An 18,593-nucleotide genomic window follows, 5' to 3' on the forward strand; every position below is an offset into this window, starting at 1 on the left:
GCTAAACCTTTGCACGAACACGAATTTTCATTTTCGGAAATGCTTTTGCATGACAATTTGCAAAAGCCTCCAGAACCGATTTTGAATACGTTTCAAAATGACAATCTTCAAGCTGGTTTGCCGTGTACTGGTACTGTTGCAGCGACCAAGCCTGTGCACCTGCAATTCGCCTGCCCATTTTTTCGAGAACATCCTCTCGATGGTACGGAGACAATACAGTGGTTCTAAATTCATGATCAATTCCGCTCCCAATAGTCAAGTCAATTGAAGCATTCAGCCATGCAGTCGACGCCGCCAAGACCGGATCTGCTATAAAAGGTGCATAATCCGAAATCAACCATTTATAGTCCATGGCAACATAATCAAGCAGCGATTCTCGAAGCAGGTGTTCAAGCATCTCTGGATTTGAACCATTCGTATCCAGCTTGACTGCATAGCCTTCATTTTTCAGCATTCGAATACAATCCGGCAAATCACGGTAAAGTGTTGGTTCCCCACCCGAAATAACGACAGCACGAATGTGCTGTCGTCTTTGATCAAGCTTAGTTAATATCGTATCAAATGTCTCTGTCGCGGGGGCTCTTCCACTTGCCAAGTCCCCATTGTGACAATATGGGCATTTAAAATTGCAGCCATTGGTGAATATAACACTAGACAAATGGCCTGGGAAATCACTATAAGATGTTTTTAAAAAGCCGCCGATGTTCAAAACGTTGTTGCTCCTTTAATACAGTCATTATTAGGGTTTATTATTGCGTTATCTTATTTTGCACAACATAGATCATAGCTGTTTTTCTTTACGCTGCCATTATCTAACGACAAAGGCTTTTCGATCAATAAATTCAGACTGCTTACCAACATTCCACGACTGGATCGGTCGATGGTAACCGACGACGCGCGACCAGATTTCCGTGGTCTTACCGCATGTTGGACAGGTTGCATGTTCCCCAGCAATATACTTATGGTCTTCACAAATGCTAAAAGTCGGCGTGATCGTAAAATACGGCAGTCGATACTGCTGGGTCACATCTTTTAAAATCGTCTTTACGATTTCCACATCCTCAATTCGCTCGGGAATAAAGCCGTGAAACACTGTGCCGCCAGTGTATTTCGTCTGCAATGAGTCCTGTGCATTTAACGCTTCAAATAAATCTTCTGTATAGCCAACCGGAAGCTGTGTCGAATTCGTATAGTAAGGTGCTCCGACGCCTGCTGTGACGATATCCGGGAACATCGCCTTGTCAATTTTAGCAAATCGGTAAGCAGCGCCTTCAGCAGGACTTGCTTCCAAATTGTAGAGATGGCCGGTTTCGAGCTGAAATTTCAGAAGCACTTCGTTCATATAATCCAGGATAGCCTCTGCCATTTGCTTCCCTTTAACCGTTAAGATGCTCTCACGGCTCCCGGTGAAGTTTTGAATACATTCATTCATGCCGTTTGGCCCAATGGTAGCAAAGTGATTGTGCCAGTATTCGCCCTGGGTATCGTAAACATCTTGAAGGTAATATCTCGAGTAGGGATAAAGCCCGCGCTGCATATTTTCTTCGAGAATTTTCCGCTTGGATTCGAGCGATTGTTTTGCAATATCCATCAGTCTTTCGAGGCTGTCGAAAAGCCCTTCCATCGTATGATTCATATAGCCAAGCCGCGCCATATTAATGGTTACAACGCCAATGGAGCCCGTCTTCGGATTAGCGCCAAACAATCCGCCGCCTCTTCTGATGAGCGCTTTGTTATCAAGTCTCAAGCGACAGCACATGCTGCGGACATCTTCCGGATTAAGGTCTGAATTGACAAAATTACTAAAATACGGCGTACCGTATTTAGCCGTCATTTCCATAATGATATCTGTCACTTCATTTTGCCAATTCCAGTCATCTGTAATATTGTAGGTCGGTATCGGAAATGTAAAAATACGTCCTTTTGCATCTCCAGCCATCATCACTTCGCAAAATGCTCTATTAATCATGTCCATTTCCGTTTGAAATTGTGCATAGGTTTTATTGAAATCATGTTTGCCGTCGACGATAATCGGCAAATCACGATGCGTAATCGGCACTTCTTTATCCATGGTGATATTGAAAAACGGCGTTTGAAAACCAACGCGCGTCGCGATATTCATATTGAAGATAAACGTTTTCATATAATGTTTCACGGTATTATAATCAAGACCGTCCTGCGCGACAAAAGGGGCGAGCAGTGTATCAAAATTTGAAATTGCCTGCGCGCCGGCCGCTTCGCCCTGCACCGTATAAATAAAGTTGACAATTTGAAGGAGTGCCGTATCAAAATGCTTTGCAGGCGCTGCTTCAACTTTCCCCGCCACGCCGCCGAATCCTTTCAACAGCAAATCTTCGAGGCTCCAGCCGCAGCAATAGGTAGAAAGCAACCCCAAATCATGAATATGCAGTGCACCCGATTCATGTGCATCTGCAATTTTTTCATCATAAACTTCATTTAGCCAAAATGATTTTGAAGCTTTTGAAATGATATGGTTGTTGAGTCCTTGCAGGGAAAAACCCATGTTGGAGTTTTCTTTGACGAGCCAGTCGTTTTGGCCTAGATAATCGTCAAAGAGCGATAAAATATCCATTGCCGTCTGACGATGCGCACGCTTTTTCTTATGCTCATAACGGTATTTGATATAATTTTTTGCCGTTTGATACTCGCCCATCTGCATCAATGTATTTTCAACGACGTCCTGAATGGATTCAACTGTCGGTTTTTCAGCTTTTTCAAGTGTAATGACAACATAATCCGTGATCACTTCTGAAAGTTTTACCATGTCTTTTCTAAGCCGATCAGGTTTTGTTGCGGCCAAAGCCTTTAAAATCGCCTGTTCTATTTTTTTCCTGTCAAAGGCGACGAGTGCGCCATTGCGCTTTTCAACATTCATTTGCATGCGATCCCCTCCTCTTGCTACATACAGTATATCCATATCAATTATACACAATATCTTGTTAGGGTGCCGATGTTTTTTTTATGTTTTTTTCATGGGACCTATGTCCTGGTGCTATCGTCTCTAGCTTCATTATGCTAAAATAGGAATAGATGGGAGGCGATACCATGATCTTATACCAAGCGATACATACAGCCTTAAAAGCACACGACGGCCAAATACGCAAATTGGATCTCGATCTCTATGCGGCACATCCAATTGAAGTGGGGATGATCTTGTCGAAATATGGCTTTTCAGACGATGTCATCTGTGCGGGGATTCTTCACGATACCCTCGAAGATACACCACTCATTTATGACGATCTCATAAAAGCATTCGGCAAACACGTTGCAGACCTTGTCAATGACTGTACCGAGCAGGATAAATCACTCGACTGGCAAACACGTAAAAAACGTTACTTGGCGCATCTCGAAACCGTTTCAGATGAAGTGAGGTTTATCGTCTGTGTTGACAAGCTTACAAACTTGAAGAGTATCCACAGACACCTCAGTGAAATGGGCGATACGCTGTGGACAAAATTCAACGCGGGATTCGAGCAGCAGTCATGGTACTATCACGCCGTATTAAAGCGCCTGGCACCTATTCGGCACCACGCGCTCTATCGTGAACTTGCATCTGAAATTGATCTCGTCTTTCCGGCTAATGAAACAGAAACACAAGTGAAATGAAGCAATGATGCCCTTTCCTTAATACAAGTATTTTCTGACGCTATTTGCGGTCTAAAGCTGATAGCCCAATGCCGCCATCATTTTTAAATCCGCTTCGACCACACTGCCAATCGTCGTCAAATAATTGCCTACCATTAACGCGTTGACACCACCTGTCAGCGCGTTTTCAACGTGTCTTCCCAGCTTGGCTCTCCCACCTGCAATGCGAATATCCGCCTCCGGTAAAATCAGGCGAAACATCGCAAGTGTTCTTAAAATCTCATCCGTAGAAAGTGGGGCATTCATCGCCATTGGCGTTCCTTCAATCGGCATCAGTATGTTCATGGGAACAGATTGTATGCCAAGCGCCTTGATTTCAAAAGCGAGGGAAATGCGGTCTGCCATCGTCTCACCAAGTCCCATGATCCCTCCGCAGCAGACATTCAAGCCTGCTGATTGACATACTTTCACGGTTTCAATACGCTCATCATAGGCATGTGTCGTACAGATCGTCGGATAAAATTTTCTCGACGTTTCCAGATTGTGATGATAAGTTGTAACACCGACCGCTTTCAGCCTTTGCGCTTGTAAAGCCGTCAGCATGCCATGTGAAGCGCAGAGCGAAAGTTGCGTTTCTGCTTTCAGCCGTCTGTAAACCGGTTCAAGTGCTTCCAGCAGCGAATCGCTCAGATACCCACCGCTTGTCACAATCGAAAAACAATGAACGCCTGATTCTTCTGCTGTTTTTGCAGCCTTTAAGATGTCCTCCGTTGGCATCATGCCATAAGTCGTCACATCTGTCGGATAATATTTTGACTGCGCACAAAATTTACAATCTTCACTGCACTTGCCGCTCCTGCCATTGACAATGGTGCACAGCGATGTTTGCGTTCCCTTAAATTGACGTCGTACAGCATCTGCTCCCATCATCAAATCCTCCGTTTGAACCATGGGATTCTCTGCAAGATGGCAAACCGCTTCATACGACCATGAAGCCACTGCCGTTTCTTCCTGTAAAGCCTCTTTCCATTCCATCAGCGGCATCCCCCTATCGTACACGGTAAGCTTTCGTATAGCCCATTTGTCTAAGTCGCGGCAGAATAATAGCGGCAACGGATGCCGTAATAACACTCATAATCAGATCAGGTCCTATAAAAGGTACAAAACCGCCTACGACGGCATTCATGAATGTATAAGTTCCCGTTGCCAAATAGACTCTGACAATTAAATATAAATAAGGAACACCGACAATATAAACGACCATCAGACCCGCTACTGTCGCCGCCAATACTTTGGGCAGTGAAACCTCCGACATGCGTTCAGTCGCCCAACCAATGATATAGGCGCATATGATAAAGCCTAAAAGGTAACCAAATGTTGGCTGAAAAATATAAGTTGGCCCGCCGCCGTTTGTAAAAACCGGGATGCCGATCAGACCCATGCCGACATAAAGCAGTTGCGACAACACACCGCGTTTAGCACCGAGTAAAGCCCCGGAAAGTGCGCAGAAAAAGAACTGAAATGTAAAGGGCACAACGCCGATCTGTATTTTGATAAACGCTCCAATCGCCGTCAATGCGGCAAAAATAGCAATAATGACCATATCTCTCGTCTTCATGAAATTTCCTCCCAATCCTATTTGAATAATTCTATTTTAAATGTCAACCAAGTAATTGTCAACAGTTTACGTAAACTTGGTTGTCAATCGAGGTTAACAATACAGTCAACATTATTTTATCAGTGTTTCAAGAACCAAAACAGGCACATCACTTTGATTGTCTTCAAAAAATAAAAAAAACACACCTCCTGCCAAATTAGAGATGTGTGAAATCCATTTACATTCGAATAAAAGGGGGAAATGTAAATGTTTAAAAAGAAATTTAACGTGTGCTTAATGATATCAAATCCAAGCTTGACAGTCAATTAAGTTTCTATTAATAAATGCTTTAATATTGTTAAACTTTGTTAAAGAAAAATCAGTACTTCTGTAATAGCGCATATGCTTTGGCAATATTGGCACCTACTCTAGCATTGTTGTAAATGAGTTGAATATTTGCCGCTAAACTCGTCCCCTCCGTTAAACGTTTAATTTCGGACAATAGATACGGCGTCGTCTCCTTACCTTTAATACCGCGTTCAGCTGCATGTTTTAAAGCCGATTCAATAATACCGTCGATAAATTGTTTGTCCAGTTGATCTTCTGCCGGAATAGGATTGGCAATCACCAGTCCGCCATTCAGTCCAAGATTCCATTTATGATGTATCGCAGCAGCGACATCCTCCGGCGTGTCCATACGATAATCCACATTAAAGCCGCTTGAACGCGTATAAAAGGCAGGCAGTTCCTCAGTGCCATAACCAATAACGGGAACCCCCAGCGTCTCGAGGTGTTCAAGGGTCAGTCCCAAATCGAGTATTGACTTCGCACCGGCACAAACGACGGCAACAGAAGTCTGTCCCAATTCCGTCAAATCCGCAGAAATGTCAAAGGTCTCTTGAGCACCTCTGTGAACACCTCCAATGCCGCCTGTCACAAAGACGGCAATCCCAGCGAGCGCTGCGCAGATCATCGTCGCCGCCACTGTCGTCGCACCGTTTTGCTTATTTGCGATCACAATTGGGAAATCTCGTCTGGAAACTTTAACGACGTTTTGTGCCTGCCCTAAATATTCAAGTTCATCATCTGTAAGCCCCACTTTAATAACACCGTTCAAAATGGCAATCGTCGCCGGCACGGCACCCTCGCGACGAATAATCGACTCTACTTCACGGGCCGTCGCCACATTTTCAGGATAAGGCATACCATGACTGATAATCGTCGATTCCAGTGCGACAACGGGCTTGCCGGCTGCCAGCGCTTCTTTAACTTCAGGTTTAATGTATAATACATGCTTTAAATAGGCTTGATTCATATGATTTCATCCTTTCCTCACTGCGCATCCCCTGCGCGGTTTCAACACTTTGAAATTTATTGGCGCTCTCATTGGAGCGCTAAGCACATCCTCTACAATGATGCAATCGCTTCAGACAGCGGCATCTGTGGCTGAGATATTTGATGTGACGCACACCTTAACGCCATGTTAACACGTGTTTCCAACGGTACATCGAAAAAAATGCCATGAACATAACCTGCAAAAAATGCATCTCCCGCACCAGTTGTATTTTGAACGGCTACGCGATGACTTTCAAAAAAACGCACTTCTCGATGATTGCCGACAACGACGCCATCAGCACCCAGCGTCAGTGCTACTTCCCCAATGCCAAGTGATACAAGCGCCTCGCACAGCCTTGTTGCATAATCGCGTTCCGATTCATCTGCCATCTGTTCCATCTCCGTCAGTAATGCCGCTTCGATCAGATTAGGCTTTAAAAAATGAATTTTATCCAAATGGCCTTTTAATTTAGCCGCTTTTGCCGTGGATACCGGATCAATGCAAATACGTCGATCTGAATACACGGTTAAAAGATATTGAATTGCCGCTTCACTTAAGTTCGTATCAAGTACCAACAGCCGAGCACCTTCAATCAATTTCCCCCATTGCATCAAATAATTGACGTCAATGGCATCTGCAATGTGCATCTGTGAAATCGCCATCGCCATATCATGATCGACATCGTTAATGCAAAGGTAGGTCGATGTCGGCAGCGACGAATGCATCATAACGCCTGCGGTGTGGATTCCCTTTTGGTTGAGCGCTTCTAAAAGCTTTCGCCCAAAATCATCTTGACCAACCGCCGAAATAAAGTGAACCGGATGCCCCAGTGCCGAAAGATTTTCAGCAATATTGCGACCAACGCCGCCGGCACGCGTCATCACCGTCCCAATATTCGAATCCCGCGGAATAAGCTTTTTATCGGGTGTTCCAATAATGTCCATGTTGCTGCCGCCGATAACGACAATATACGGAGACGAATCGACAATATAGCCGCGCCCTTTAATGTAGCCTTTTTTCATGAGATTCGAAATGTGAACGGCAACGGATGATCGCTGAATGCCCAGCCGTTCTGCCAACATTTCCTGCGTAATCAGCGGTTCGCCTTCAATTAATCTTAGAATTTCACGCTCGCGTTCTGTCATAGCCACCTCAATTAATAAACATTTGTTTATATAGGATAATTTTGTTTATATATTTATCATATCAGATCGCCCTTTAAAGTCAAGTCATCATCACCCACTTTTTTGCCTTTAATCAAAGAACGCGCATTTTACAATCACTTCAGCTTTTTTTATGCATTCGATTGCTGTCAAAATATCCTTGTGCCCCCACTGGATGCTAATCGTTTTCTATTTGTTTTCTAACCTTGCTTTGGTGTTGTTCTAATGCTGACGGCCTATAATGAAATCATCCAAAGTTCATCAAAAGTGATCCGCCATTCGACGGCGAAACAGTCGAAAAAGATTCTTTCCAAATTTTAACCATGCTTTTGCACCTTATTAAGAAAGCGTGCGTATAATGAAATTAACCGTTACGATTAAAGGAGGAACGTACAATGTCAGTGAGTTTAGAAAAAATCGATATGCTTATGGAAAGAGCGAATATCAGTTATAAAGAAGCTAAAGAAGCCCTCGAAAAATTCGACGGCGACATGGTGGAAGCCCTTATCTACCTCGAATCCAATCAGAAAACTGCAAAACACACCGTAAGCAGACATCCACGTGAACACAGAGAACAACGCAGACAACAGCGCAGAACACAAAACAGAGACATCTTTGAAGACATCAAAGGATTTGTCCAAAAACTTCATAAAACCAGTTTCATCGTTTCAAAAAAAGATAGACGCCTTTTGGACATTCCATTAACAGTCGCCGGCATCATTATCCTCGTAACATTGCCAGCATCGCTATTCCTGCTCATTCTGCCATACTTCTTCGGTTACCAAATCCGAATTCTCAACGCAGACGGCAGCAAGTTCAAATTCGATGAAATGGCACCAAAACAGGAAACACCTGTTGACGAAGACCGTTACGAATAACGTAAAGACGAAAGGGTGAATGCTTAGGCATTTCACCCTTTTTTACGCAAAGGCTTTTATTTCAATGGTTGAAATGCTATATTAAGATTAAAAAGTATCGTATGGGAGGATATATGCACAAGATATTAGTCGTAGAAGACGATCTCAAAATAGCACGGTTTATCGAATTGGAATTAAAGCATGAAGGTTTTGAAGTCTCAACGGCAAACGATGGCCGTACCGGTCTTGAAATGGGACTCGAAGGCGGATTCGATCTCATTATTTTAGACATCATGCTCCCAGGACTCAACGGTATGGAAGTTTGTCGGCGCATTCGCCTGAATTCCGAAATTCCCATCATTATGCTTACAGCAAAAGATGATACGATGGATAAAGTCATGGGACTTGATTTTGGCGCCGATGACTATATGACCAAGCCTTTTGCCATTGAAGAATTGCTGGCGCGAATTCGTCGTATTTTTCGAAAAACAGTTGCCGTCCCCACTGTACAAGCCAATTGTTTTATATCCGGGAATCTTAAAATTGATTACAATCAATACAATGTCACCTATGATAACCATCCCATCGAATTAACCAAAACAGAATTCGACCTTTTGCACTACCTTGCAGAAAATAAAAACATTGCGCTTTCCCGCGAACAAATTCTAGATAAAGTCTGGGGATATGATTACTTTGGCGAAACAAAAATCGTCGATGTTTACATCAGATACCTTCGCAGCAAAATTGATGATGTCTTTCAAACCAAATTTATTCACACCGTTAGAGGGGTAGGTTACCTATTTAAAGATGAAGATCATAAGTAAGGATCGCATTGAAGAACTCCATAGCGAACCGCCCAAGGCGCCTAAGAAAAAACGTGATGTCGCTGTAAAACTCGTGACTAGCGAACCAAAACCGCTGACTAAATCTGAAAAAAAAGCGGAGGCAGAAGCCCGAAAGCGAAAAATGCGTCTTCAGCACATCGAGGATGAGCGTCGTCGTCGTGAGAATATTAAACGCAAACGGCGCGAAAAAAAACAATGGCAGAAAAGCGAGTCGAAGTCTAAGTTGAAGTCAATGCCGAAGGCAGAATCTACGCAATCGCTTTCACCTGTCACATCGACGGCATCTATTGTTTCAAAGCAGCAGTCTCCAGTTAAACAGGCACCTTCTAAGGCTTCTGCGCCCAAGCGCACATCTAAGCCTGCATCAACTGAAAGCAAAAGTATTCAGCAAAAGCACGCAACACCTAAAGCCAGTGATATATCAATTGAACGGCATGCTGCTTTTGAAAGAGAACGGTCTTATATCGGTCAGCGCATTAATCAGCTCTTATCCCTGCTTCGTTTTAATATCACTTTTAAATTGACCATTGGCTATGCCTTTCGCCTTCTCTTTATCTTTGTTCTTTTGTTAGCCCTTATCTATGCCGCTTTTTCGTACTATTTGTTCTATACAGGCGAAAAACGGCTGGATGAAAACCTCAGTTATATTCAAGCGATGATTCAAGACGGCACCGCCTACGACGCACCACTGTTTCAAGCTTATTTAGCACAAGATCACTTAAAACTATACCTATACGATCAAAGCGAAGTACTCCTTTATGAAAGCATTGACGAAACCGCACCTGTTTTAAATCAAATTGTCGCACCGGTAACATTCGATCTTGCCGATTTTCCAAATCTGCCGGATTTATGGACGGTTGCCGTAGTTGACGGCACCACTACTGTCCATACACTGGCGCTTCAAAAGGATATGAGCTATACGCGCAGTATTCTTGAGACGACATTCCCAATTGCCATTGTTCTGGCAATCGTCTTTATGCTTTCTTCAATACGAGCCGCTTCACATATGGCGAATAAACAACTCCGCCCGATTCACACCATGACGCAGCAAGTACAGGAAATGTCAATCAGTACACGACTCAACGTCAGTGGTACTAAAGATGAACTCAAAGACCTCGCGATGACATTCAATAAAATGCTGGACGATATTCAGCAAAGCTATGAACGCGAAAAGCAGTTCGTTTCCGATGCCTCCCATGAACTTCGGACACCGATTGCCGTTATCAAAGGCTATGCCGGCATGTTAAACCGTTGGGGAAAAGATGATCCTGCTATTCTCGAAGAGAGTATTCAGGCGATTTTAGGTGAAACAGAAAACATGCACTCCCTTGTTGAGAGTCTGCTCTTTATCGCACGAAACGACAAAGGTACACTAAAGATGGATATGCTGACTTTTAGCTTATCCGAACTCATTCAGGAAATTGTCAAAGAAACGCGACTCATTGATACACAGCATGATATCTCTGAAAACATCACAGAGCGACTTATTCAATATGGCTCCATCGATAAGCTGAAACAAGCCTGCCGCATCTTTATCGACAACAGCATCAAATACACCCCTGAAAACGGAAAAATAAACATTGACCTGACGCCTAAACCCCCGTATAACGTTCTAACAATTGCCGATAACGGCATTGGCATTTCAAAAGAAGACCTTCCGCATATTTTCGATCGCTTCTATCGTGCTGACAAATCTAGAACAAAACTTAAAGACGCACAGCATGGCGGTACGGGACTCGGTCTTTCCATTGCCAAGATCATTATCGAACAGCACGGCGGCCAAATAATCGTCGAAAGCGATCTCAATCAGGGTACGACATTTACATTAATGCTGCCGATGCAAACCCCTGCCGGTGAAAACGGCCTTTAACCGCAAACGCATACCTCATTTGCAAGCGATCGCTTGACCTATCTTCAAATAAACAACCCCCTTGTACTGAGCCCGCGGCACTTAAAAGTAATCCACGGCAACTCAGTACAAGGGGGTTTTCGCTTATGGGCATAGCCCCGTTCAAAGCGAACAACAATCAACACTCAGAAAATACCTTCATCAAGATAGCAAATGGAATGGATGAGAACTAACCATTGGTATGCCTTAACAAACTACTGGAAATAACTCGCAAATAGCATGAGGTTTAGAATCGTCAGCACTATGGCCACTGCACCGAGTTCGACGTTGTGAAGCAGTGTATTCTTAAACTTGCCCATCACCTTCTCTGATGATGTCAAGTAAATTTGTAGAAATACCGTAATCGGCAATTGAATACTCAGCAGCATTTGACTGTAGATAAGGCCTTGAAAAGGATCAGAAATTGCAAAGATTAGCACCGTTGCCAAACCTAAAACACCGACGACACCAACTTTGGTATGCCGGTCTGCTATATCATAAGGCTCGCCAAAAATACCTGCAAATATTGAGCCGCCTGCCATCCCTGCCGTCATTGTCGACGCAATACCGGAAAAAAGCAATGCAACGCCAAACACCAGTGCTGCCATATTACCAACCAGCGGTACGAGCATTTGCTGTGCCTGCGATAATTCGTCGACGGAAACATGCGCTGTAAAGAAAGTCGTCGCCGCCAGAATAATCATGGCACTGTTAATCGCCCAGCCAATAATCATTGAAAAGAGCGTATCTGCAAACTCGTATTTCAACTGTCGCTTAATGACAACGTCATCTTCAAGCTGCCACTGCCTACTCTGAATAATTTCAGAGTGCAAAAACAAATTGTGCGGCATGACGACAGCACCTAAAACAGACATGATAATCGGCATGGAATTCGCTGGAAATTGAATGGTCGTCCAGCCTTTAATCACAGCCCCCCATTGTATATCAACCATATGCAGCTCATAGAGAAACGCTATCCCTATAATTGATACAAAGCCAACGATCCATTTTTCCAGTTTCTTATAAGTATTTGAAAACAAGAAAAACAAGATCAACAGCAATACCAGCACAGAGCCAACCTTGATCGGTATGCCGAAGAGCAGCTCCAAGGCAATTGCCCCTCCTAAAATTTCCGCCAGCGCTGTTGACACAGCAGCAATCATACCGGTCCCCAAAACACTTCTCGACAACCACGGTTTTAGATGCTTCTGCGCCGCTTCCGAAAGGCAATCGCCAGTCACAATGCCCAAATGAGCTACATTGTGTTGTAGAAGAATGAGCATAATGGTTGAAAGTGTCACCATCCATAAGAGTTTATAACCATAATCGCTTCCCGCAGCTATATTGGATGCCCAGTTTCCCGGATCGATAAACCCAACAGTTACCAATAATCCCGGTCCAATATAGCCAAGCATTTCGCGTATCCCATGTTTCGGCTTATGACCGCTTGTATCCAATATATTTTTTAATTTCTCCATCTTTTCGATGCCTCCATTTATTATAAATGATGCAATTTCTCGCAGTGTATAGTGTGTGATGTATGATGTATACTCATTGACGCAAAGTTTTCTGTTTTGCTAGACTTTTTGTCAATATCCCAGCTACAGCCTTTTTCAATTAAAAACCCCATGTGTTCACATGAGGCTATCCACATTGATATGATTAGTGTAAAAAAAAGTCCTTAAAAAATCAAGTAATATCGTTCCTAATTAATCCGGTAATCATCTATTGCCCATAATCGCGCATTCATATTTTCAAACCATCAAAAATGAATCATCACATTTATTTGAAAAAATTGCATTATTACCTTTTCAATAGCTTACAAAGAACAAAACAATATTAACGCTGCGCTCCGCTTGATGTCTAATGAGAAAATTGGCAAGCTGATATCCCTCTTCATATTGATAATCCATTAAAAAGAGCTGTTCTTTTGGTAAAATCAGCAATCCTTCCGGGTGCAATATTTCAATGGGTTCTTCAATGCAATAGATCCCCATTGAAAGCCGTCGCTGGTAAAGCGGGAGACGTTCATCAAAACTCTCGGGAAATATCTTGCTAAGCACAATTTCCTGATCTGAAGGCACTTTATAATGTTTCAAAATACCATAAGCGCCTTCTTTTAACATTAAATTAAAGTCATTTGTCTTACCGTAACTGACCGTTTCCCATTCCCCTTTAAAGCAATGCGCCTCATAGGGCTTAACTGAAATGTCATAAAGCGGCTGCATATCGTTCTTGTGCATGAGCAGAAGCGGTGATTCAAGCGGCATAATCCATCTTTTAACACCATAGAGCGGCGTAAAACTCGTTTTATCGGCATCTACGGTAGCATAACTCACGCGCCATAAAAAGTGTCGTTCCAAATAATTGGCGTCCTCTGGATAAATATACAATTCGGTACTTTTGCCGCCGGACCATTCACGATACTTATGCTGTTGTCGATCAATGATGCGATACTTCATGAAATGCCTCCAATCTCATTCTGAATGTCCAATCATAGCGCATAATGAACCCTTGCATTATTATATGCTCTATCAAAAGGGATGTCCATGCAAAAAAATGTTCACATTTTGATACAATTCTATTGTATCGAATATGAACATTGATTTATACCATTATTCTTTAAATTCATGTAAATTATAGCGCATTCAATATTGCTCGTTCAGCAAAACAATTAATCAAAGTGAATACTTTTGACGCCAGCTCTTTGGAAATTTAATGCCGTTGCCATACAGATAGCGAATGAGTTGACCATGATGCTGAATCTCATGTGTCAATAAATCAATAACCAAATCAACTTGCTTATCTGAGAGCGTTTTGCCGCTTAAAAAGGCAATGATATCGGATTGTGTCAGCTGCAGCCGTTCAATAATCTCCGGCTTGCTGGCAACATTAATCAATGAACAGTTAAAGCCTGCCCACTCACTTTTCTGGATCGCCTTAAAATAACTCTCTCTTGCGCCAACGACACACCAAAGCTGCTCACCGATTCGATTGGATGGAAGCTCCCCAAGTCCAAGTGATAACTGTGATGCTTCAAGTCCTTCTACCAAATCACTGGTTAATTGAAATGCCTGCTGTAACTTTTCTACCAAAACCTCCATTTACACCTCTCCTTTTAATCCCAATTTCAACCCTCTATTTGCCGTCAGTGGACAACCCGCCAACGATTGACAGCAGTTCTCCTATGCGATGTATTTCAAAGTCTGCCGATGCGGATGCACCAGCAAGCCGGATATCATAATTCATCCAACAAGTTCGCATCCCCAAGGCTTTTGCCCCCAGAATATCTGCATTTAAATTATCACCGACCATCAAGACAGATCCCATTGGGCCATGATAATCTACGCGCTTTAACGCCGCTTCAAATATTGCAGGATCGGGTTTATTAACGCCTACTTGTTCGGATATAATCACTGCATCAAAAAGCGATTCGATCCCAGCCAGTTTAAGTCTGCTGAGCTGCACGGACTCAATGCCGTTTGACACAGCTGCCACTAAATACTGCGCCTTCAGCTGCTTGAGCACGTCAAGACTGTCATCATAGAGAATACAGGCCTTTGAAAGATTTTCGAGGTAAATATCCGCGACCTCTTTTGGAATCAGGTCGCTGCCTATTTGTTTTAAGAAATCCTCAAAACGCTGTATGCGCAGCGCTGACTTTGTAATTTCACCGCGTTCAAGCTTTTCCCAGTACGCTTTGTTGATCTGCTGATAGATCGGGTAGGATGACGACGGCAAATCAAAAGCCGACATCGTTTCATCAAAAGCTTGCTTTTCACCTGCGTCATAATTGAAAAAGGTATTATCCAAATCCAGCAGAACAACGCGCAAGCTCGTCAACTGAGATGCAGAAGATGACAATAGCGTCGTTGTTTCATCCAGTGTCAGTGCATGACGCCAGACACCGACATTTGGGAACTTATAACATACCGTTCGGTAGATTTCATCTGCAAAGCGACTTGGCGCTTCATACCATTTTAACACTTCAATGGTCCCATACTCTAATTTTTTATCCTCCGGCACCATTTGCGCCGATGCCAATGCCTGTAGACTGGGCACCGTTACCAAGACTTCTGCGACAACATCCATCTCAGACAAAGCTTCAAAAGCATAACGCCGCTCGTTCAGCATCGTTTCAGGCATATAAGCGATCCTTTTGAATATCAACATAAAGCCTCCTCATTATGCTCATTATATCTTAAGCATGCCGAGGAGGCAAACGCCTACTGCGAAAACAGCATCAAATGCACCATCTGTTATTTGAGCGCCTCAATCTTAGCCGTCAATGTTGTTTTAACAGTTGAAAAGCTCAATCCGCTGTTCACACAAAAATCTTTTATCGTCATCGCAGTCGAGGGTATTTCGCCGCCAATAACCGCTTCGATATCTGATATTGAGAGACCGGCATCCAACGCCTGCATAAAAGTTGTATTGCCGTTGATCACTGGTTCATCTTCTGTCGTTTCATGAGCAGTCTCATTCTCAACAGCATCCGATGCGTCATTCACGAATTCGGTGGTTTCATTATCGATTGTTCCCGTCAGAGTGTTGTTCTCACCATCTGGTGTATCACCATCAGCAGACGCCTGTGCTTCAAAGATGCTGTAACGCGTTCTCTCAATAGCACTTCGCAGCGGCTCATCGAAGTCATACGACTGACTGAGAATAATATCAACCGCTGCATCCGGCAGTATTAGCCCTGTTAACTCATATGGAATCCCCTTATAGAGTGATACAAACGCCTTCATTGCGTCATTCCCAATCTCTACCTCTTCAGGGTACAGCGTTTCAAGGTCTTTGCTCTTAAAAGAATCTGCTGAAACACTCTCATCAATGCCAAAAGCCGTCTTTAAAATCGATTCGGGAATTTCAAATATAGATGCTATTTCAGCAAGTGTATAAGAACCTCTAATGTCTTCCGGATTGTACTCGCCTTCAAAATCACCTGTCTCGAATTTTACGGGGACTTTTGTCGATTCCGTCGACCATATACCCGTCGCCATGGTCACACCGATACCGCCGAGTATAATGACGAGTATGGCAATGAGAATGGTTTGCTCACGTATGCGCTTCATCATTTTCGGCCTCCTTGAAATTGAACGGGTTCTATTGTTACGGTATCAGAAACTGGGCAGCTGTTCTCCGAGGTACATTGCATACATCTGATACAACTAAGGTCCGTAATGACGTCTTTGCCTGAGACTTCAATATTCATCGGACACACATCATCACATTTTTTACAGTTTATACAATTGGATTCAGTCCGTTTAAGTTTAAAAATACTGATTTTATTGGTGATGCTGAGTACGGCACCGTATGGACATGCGTACTTGCACCACGGTCGCTCGACAAACAAGCTCATGACGAGTACCACTAAGAGAACGATTATACTGAGTATTGCTGTTTCGCTGGACCAGAAATTGTAAAGTGCATGATATGGATCAATCTCTGCAAAGACCAGATAGCCCGACATCGCCGTCATATAAAGCACCCTTGCAAGAATCACATAACGAAGCCATCTGAGTACTCTATCAACGCGTTTAGGGATAAATTGATTATAGCGCTTTTTAAATATCTTCTTGCCGATTTTCCCAAACCATTCCTGTATGGAGCCTAGCGGGCAAACCCAGCCGCAAAACACGGGGCCAAAGAGTACCGCCAGTAAAAAAACGAGCCCCATTAAAATAACGGAAGAAATATGAATTTTCTGTACAAAGGTTCCCAGTGTCACCAATTGGTAAAGCGTTACAACGCCGCCAAATGGACAAATGGCATGTAATGATGCCGACGAAAGCCATGTGATTCCCCCGCCGCTTTCTGCCAGCGTGTGATTAACGGCAATAATCCCAATGAGCACGAAGAAAAACAATTGCAGCAAATGTCTTTTTTTCAGATGCTTAAACATAATTTCACCTCTAAGTTTTTTCTTTATCTTAGAGGTGAATTGTGTAGTTCTTATGGAGTTTTAAAGAATTTTGCGAGGATTTTAACAATCAAAGCCCGCTCTTGATGTAATGCCCTTTTGGTAATAGTGTTTAATCTGCGTCATCTCTGTCACAACATCAGCATATTCGTATAGCGGCTTGGGGCAATTAATGCCCGTTAAAACCAATTCTACATTTTTAGGCTTTGCCTTAATCAGTGTAATCACTGAATCAAGTGTAATGTGATTCATCATGAGCGCGATGGTTATTTCATCTAATATGACCACATCATCCCCATGTGCTGCGACGTTTTGCCATAGCTGTTTTAGTCCGCTCGCCATCTTTTCAGGGGTTCCCCACTGCTCAATGTGAATCCATTTTACATAAGATTCAATCCGCGTTTCATGATACTTTTCCGTCTTGGCAAACTGAACGATATAGACTTTTAAATCTGCCATAGCGGCCCTTACAGCCAGACCAAATGCCGCTGTCGATTTACCCTTTCCGTTTCCCGTGTAAATATGCGTCATATAATTCTCCCCAGCAATATGCTGTTCTCGTTTTGCCATCGTTTATGCAAACCGTTTATGAAAGCTTCACTTCGTTAGCAGAATCATTTACAATGTAAAACCCCCGGTTATAAGGACTGCTTTCCATATAGTTAATGGGTTCACCATCCAAGCGTTTCATGATCCCGCCGGCTTCCTTAACAATACAATCAAGTGCACAGGTATCCCATTTCATGCTGGTGCCAAAATTATAATAAATATCAAATTCACCTGCTGCTATGAGACACCCCTTAATAGAACTCCCCATTTCCTGGATACATTCAATACGTGATTTCAGTAGGTCGATGAGCTCACTCGTTCGCGGCGAAGGATGAGAACGACTAATGAGCAGCCTAACGGGATTGCGTCTATGAGAGACACTTAACTGTTCCAGTTTATCGGCACTTTGCCGATACGCGCCCTGCCCGCTAACAGCGTAATAGATAGTTCCTGTCACCGGAATATAGACCACGCCCAATACGACTTTACCGCGATCAACAAGACCGATGTTAACCGCAAATTCATCATTTTTTTTAACAAATTCCTTAGTACCGTCTAAAGGATCAATGACCCAAAAGCGCGTCTTTTGATGGCGACTGCCGTCATCTTCCATCTCTTCAGAAAGAAAGCCATCCTCGGGAAAATGCGCTTTAATAAACTTTTCAATCGCAAGTCCAGCAGAAACATCCGCTTCCGTTACAGGTGATGAATCCTCTTTATACGCTACTTCAAAGGCTTCATCGTACACTTTCAGAATCCGTTCGCCTGCTAAAGCCGCCGCCTTTATGGCGACGTCGAGTTCGGTACGATAGACCATAATCGCCCC

At 43.3% G+C, this 18,593-nt stretch carries 18 protein-coding genes; 4 read left to right on the forward strand and 14 right to left on the reverse strand.

What is annotated here, in order from left to right; translation table 11 throughout:
* Position 1 precedes the first annotated feature (1 nt).
* A complete protein-coding gene (locus tag KHM83_RS10015) occupies positions 2 to 709 on the reverse strand; it encodes an anaerobic ribonucleoside-triphosphate reductase activating protein (RefSeq protein ID WP_213236876.1) in 708 nt (235 codons plus the stop codon).
* 99 nt (positions 710 to 808) lie between these two features.
* Positions 809 to 2,902, reverse strand: coding sequence for a ribonucleoside triphosphate reductase (locus KHM83_RS10020; RefSeq protein WP_213236877.1), 2,094 nt, complete (start codon positions 2,900 to 2,902; stop codon positions 809 to 811).
* Between the two features lie 164 nt (positions 2,903 to 3,066).
* Between KHM83_RS10020 and KHM83_RS10025 the strand changes: the two genes are divergently transcribed.
* On the forward strand, positions 3,067 to 3,627 hold the full coding sequence (locus tag KHM83_RS10025) for an HD domain-containing protein (protein ID WP_213236878.1): 561 nt from the start codon (positions 3,067 to 3,069) through the stop codon (positions 3,625 to 3,627).
* Positions 3,628 to 3,678: 51 nt separating this feature from the next.
* Here KHM83_RS10025 and bioB read toward each other — a convergent pair whose 3' ends face one another.
* The 4 genes from bioB to KHM83_RS10045 form a co-directional block, all read right to left on the reverse strand.
* A complete protein-coding gene (gene bioB / locus KHM83_RS10030; protein WP_213236879.1) occupies positions 3,679 to 4,641 on the reverse strand; it encodes a biotin synthase BioB in 963 nt (320 codons plus the stop codon).
* Between the two features lie 13 nt (positions 4,642 to 4,654).
* Positions 4,655 to 5,224: a biotin transporter BioY gene (locus KHM83_RS10035; protein ID WP_213236880.1), complete on the reverse strand. Its 570-nt coding sequence runs from the start codon at positions 5,222 to 5,224 to the stop codon at positions 4,655 to 4,657.
* A gap of 358 nt (positions 5,225 to 5,582) precedes the next feature.
* Positions 5,583 to 6,518, reverse strand: coding sequence for a pseudouridine-5'-phosphate glycosidase (locus KHM83_RS10040; protein WP_213236881.1), 936 nt, complete (start codon positions 6,516 to 6,518; stop codon positions 5,583 to 5,585).
* A 92-nt stretch (positions 6,519 to 6,610) separates the two neighbouring features.
* A complete protein-coding gene (locus KHM83_RS10045) occupies positions 6,611 to 7,684 on the reverse strand; it encodes a carbohydrate kinase (protein WP_213236882.1) in 1,074 nt (357 codons plus the stop codon).
* Between the two features lie 413 nt (positions 7,685 to 8,097).
* On the opposite strand from KHM83_RS10045, the gene KHM83_RS10050 reads away from it, so the two are divergent.
* The 3 genes from KHM83_RS10050 (at position 8,098) to KHM83_RS10060 (ending at position 11,274) form a co-directional block, all read left to right on the forward strand.
* Positions 8,098 to 8,580 (forward strand): DUF4342 domain-containing protein, encoded by a 483-nt coding sequence (locus KHM83_RS10050; RefSeq protein ID WP_213236883.1) that lies wholly within the window; start codon positions 8,098 to 8,100, stop codon positions 8,578 to 8,580.
* Between the two features lie 113 nt (positions 8,581 to 8,693).
* Entirely contained in the window at positions 8,694 to 9,383 is a 690-nt protein-coding gene (locus tag KHM83_RS10055) for a response regulator transcription factor (RefSeq protein ID WP_213236884.1), read from the forward strand.
* Positions 9,367 to 11,274: a sensor histidine kinase gene (locus tag KHM83_RS10060; RefSeq protein ID WP_213236885.1), complete on the forward strand. Its 1,908-nt coding sequence runs from the start codon at positions 9,367 to 9,369 to the stop codon at positions 11,272 to 11,274. The genes KHM83_RS10055 and KHM83_RS10060 overlap by 17 nt, the downstream gene beginning before the upstream one ends.
* A 233-nt stretch (positions 11,275 to 11,507) precedes the next feature.
* Here KHM83_RS10060 and KHM83_RS10065 read toward each other — a convergent pair whose 3' ends face one another.
* The 8 genes from KHM83_RS10065 to KHM83_RS10100 form a co-directional block, all read right to left on the reverse strand.
* Positions 11,508 to 12,770, reverse strand: a complete 1,263-nt coding sequence (locus KHM83_RS10065) for an Nramp family divalent metal transporter (protein ID WP_213236886.1) — start codon at positions 12,768 to 12,770, stop codon at positions 11,508 to 11,510.
* A 333-nt stretch (positions 12,771 to 13,103) separates the two neighbouring features.
* On the reverse strand, positions 13,104 to 13,754 hold the full coding sequence (locus KHM83_RS10070; protein WP_213236887.1) for a HutD family protein: 651 nt from the start codon (positions 13,752 to 13,754) through the stop codon (positions 13,104 to 13,106).
* A 216-nt stretch (positions 13,755 to 13,970) separates the two neighbouring features.
* On the reverse strand, positions 13,971 to 14,396 hold the full coding sequence (locus KHM83_RS10075) for a DinB family protein (RefSeq protein ID WP_213236888.1): 426 nt from the start codon (positions 14,394 to 14,396) through the stop codon (positions 13,971 to 13,973).
* Between the two features lie 34 nt (positions 14,397 to 14,430).
* Complete coding sequence (locus KHM83_RS10080; RefSeq protein ID WP_213236889.1) at positions 14,431 to 15,465, reverse strand: YjjG family noncanonical pyrimidine nucleotidase; 1,035 nt, start codon at positions 15,463 to 15,465, stop codon at positions 14,431 to 14,433.
* 86 nt (positions 15,466 to 15,551) lie between these two features.
* Positions 15,552 to 16,373, reverse strand: coding sequence for a hypothetical protein (locus KHM83_RS10085; protein WP_213236890.1), 822 nt, complete (start codon positions 16,371 to 16,373; stop codon positions 15,552 to 15,554).
* Positions 16,370 to 17,200, reverse strand: a complete 831-nt coding sequence (locus tag KHM83_RS10090) for a 4Fe-4S binding protein (RefSeq protein WP_213236891.1) — start codon at positions 17,198 to 17,200, stop codon at positions 16,370 to 16,372. Before KHM83_RS10090 ends, KHM83_RS10085 begins: the two co-directional genes overlap by 4 nt.
* Positions 17,201 to 17,281: 81 nt before the next feature.
* Entirely contained in the window at positions 17,282 to 17,749 is a 468-nt protein-coding gene (locus KHM83_RS10095; RefSeq protein WP_213236892.1) for a cob(I)yrinic acid a,c-diamide adenosyltransferase, read from the reverse strand.
* Positions 17,750 to 17,804: 55 nt separating this feature from the next.
* Entirely contained in the window at positions 17,805 to 18,584 is a 780-nt protein-coding gene (locus tag KHM83_RS10100; RefSeq protein WP_213236893.1) for a 3'(2'),5'-bisphosphate nucleotidase CysQ family protein, read from the reverse strand.
* Positions 18,585 to 18,593: the final 9 nt, after the last annotated feature.

This window comes from Fusibacter paucivorans (genome assembly GCF_018390735.1).
GTDB classification, from domain to species: domain Bacteria; phylum Bacillota; class Clostridia; order Peptostreptococcales; family Acidaminobacteraceae; genus Fusibacter; species Fusibacter paucivorans.

What these genes read in the sequence shown, in the direction of transcription:
- KHM83_RS10020 (WP_213236877.1), bottom strand. Translation starts at nt 2,902, where the DNA reads ATGCAAATGAATGTTGAAAAGCGCAATGGCGCACTCGTCGCCTTTGAC.
- KHM83_RS10025 (WP_213236878.1), top strand. Translation starts at nt 3,067, where the DNA reads ATGATCTTATACCAAGCGATACATACAGCCTTAAAAGCACACGACGGC.
- bioB (WP_213236879.1), bottom strand. Translation starts at nt 4,641, where the DNA reads ATGGAATGGAAAGAGGCTTTACAGGAAGAAACGGCAGTGGCTTCATGG.
- KHM83_RS10035 (WP_213236880.1), bottom strand. Translation starts at nt 5,224, where the DNA reads ATGAAGACGAGAGATATGGTCATTATTGCTATTTTTGCCGCATTGACG.
- KHM83_RS10040 (WP_213236881.1), bottom strand. Translation starts at nt 6,518, where the DNA reads ATGAATCAAGCCTATTTAAAGCATGTATTATACATTAAACCTGAAGTT.
- KHM83_RS10045 (WP_213236882.1), bottom strand. Translation starts at nt 7,684, where the DNA reads ATGACAGAACGCGAGCGTGAAATTCTAAGATTAATTGAAGGCGAACCG.
- KHM83_RS10050 (WP_213236883.1), top strand. Translation starts at nt 8,098, where the DNA reads ATGTCAGTGAGTTTAGAAAAAATCGATATGCTTATGGAAAGAGCGAAT.
- KHM83_RS10055 (WP_213236884.1), top strand. Translation starts at nt 8,694, where the DNA reads ATGCACAAGATATTAGTCGTAGAAGACGATCTCAAAATAGCACGGTTT.
- KHM83_RS10060 (WP_213236885.1), top strand. Translation starts at nt 9,367, where the DNA reads ATGAAGATCATAAGTAAGGATCGCATTGAAGAACTCCATAGCGAACCG.
- KHM83_RS10065 (WP_213236886.1), bottom strand. Translation starts at nt 12,770, where the DNA reads ATGGAGAAATTAAAAAATATATTGGATACAAGCGGTCATAAGCCGAAA.
- KHM83_RS10070 (WP_213236887.1), bottom strand. Translation starts at nt 13,754, where the DNA reads ATGAAGTATCGCATCATTGATCGACAACAGCATAAGTATCGTGAATGG.
- KHM83_RS10075 (WP_213236888.1), bottom strand. Translation starts at nt 14,396, where the DNA reads ATGGAGGTTTTGGTAGAAAAGTTACAGCAGGCATTTCAATTAACCAGT.
- KHM83_RS10080 (WP_213236889.1), bottom strand. Translation starts at nt 15,465, where the DNA reads ATGTTGATATTCAAAAGGATCGCTTATATGCCTGAAACGATGCTGAAC.
- KHM83_RS10085 (WP_213236890.1), bottom strand. Translation starts at nt 16,373, where the DNA reads ATGATGAAGCGCATACGTGAGCAAACCATTCTCATTGCCATACTCGTC.
- KHM83_RS10090 (WP_213236891.1), bottom strand. Translation starts at nt 17,200, where the DNA reads ATGTTTAAGCATCTGAAAAAAAGACATTTGCTGCAATTGTTTTTCTTC.
- KHM83_RS10095 (WP_213236892.1), bottom strand. Translation starts at nt 17,749, where the DNA reads ATGACGCATATTTACACGGGAAACGGAAAGGGTAAATCGACAGCGGCA.
- KHM83_RS10100 (WP_213236893.1), bottom strand. Translation starts at nt 18,584, where the DNA reads ATGGTCTATCGTACCGAACTCGACGTCGCCATAAAGGCGGCGGCTTTA.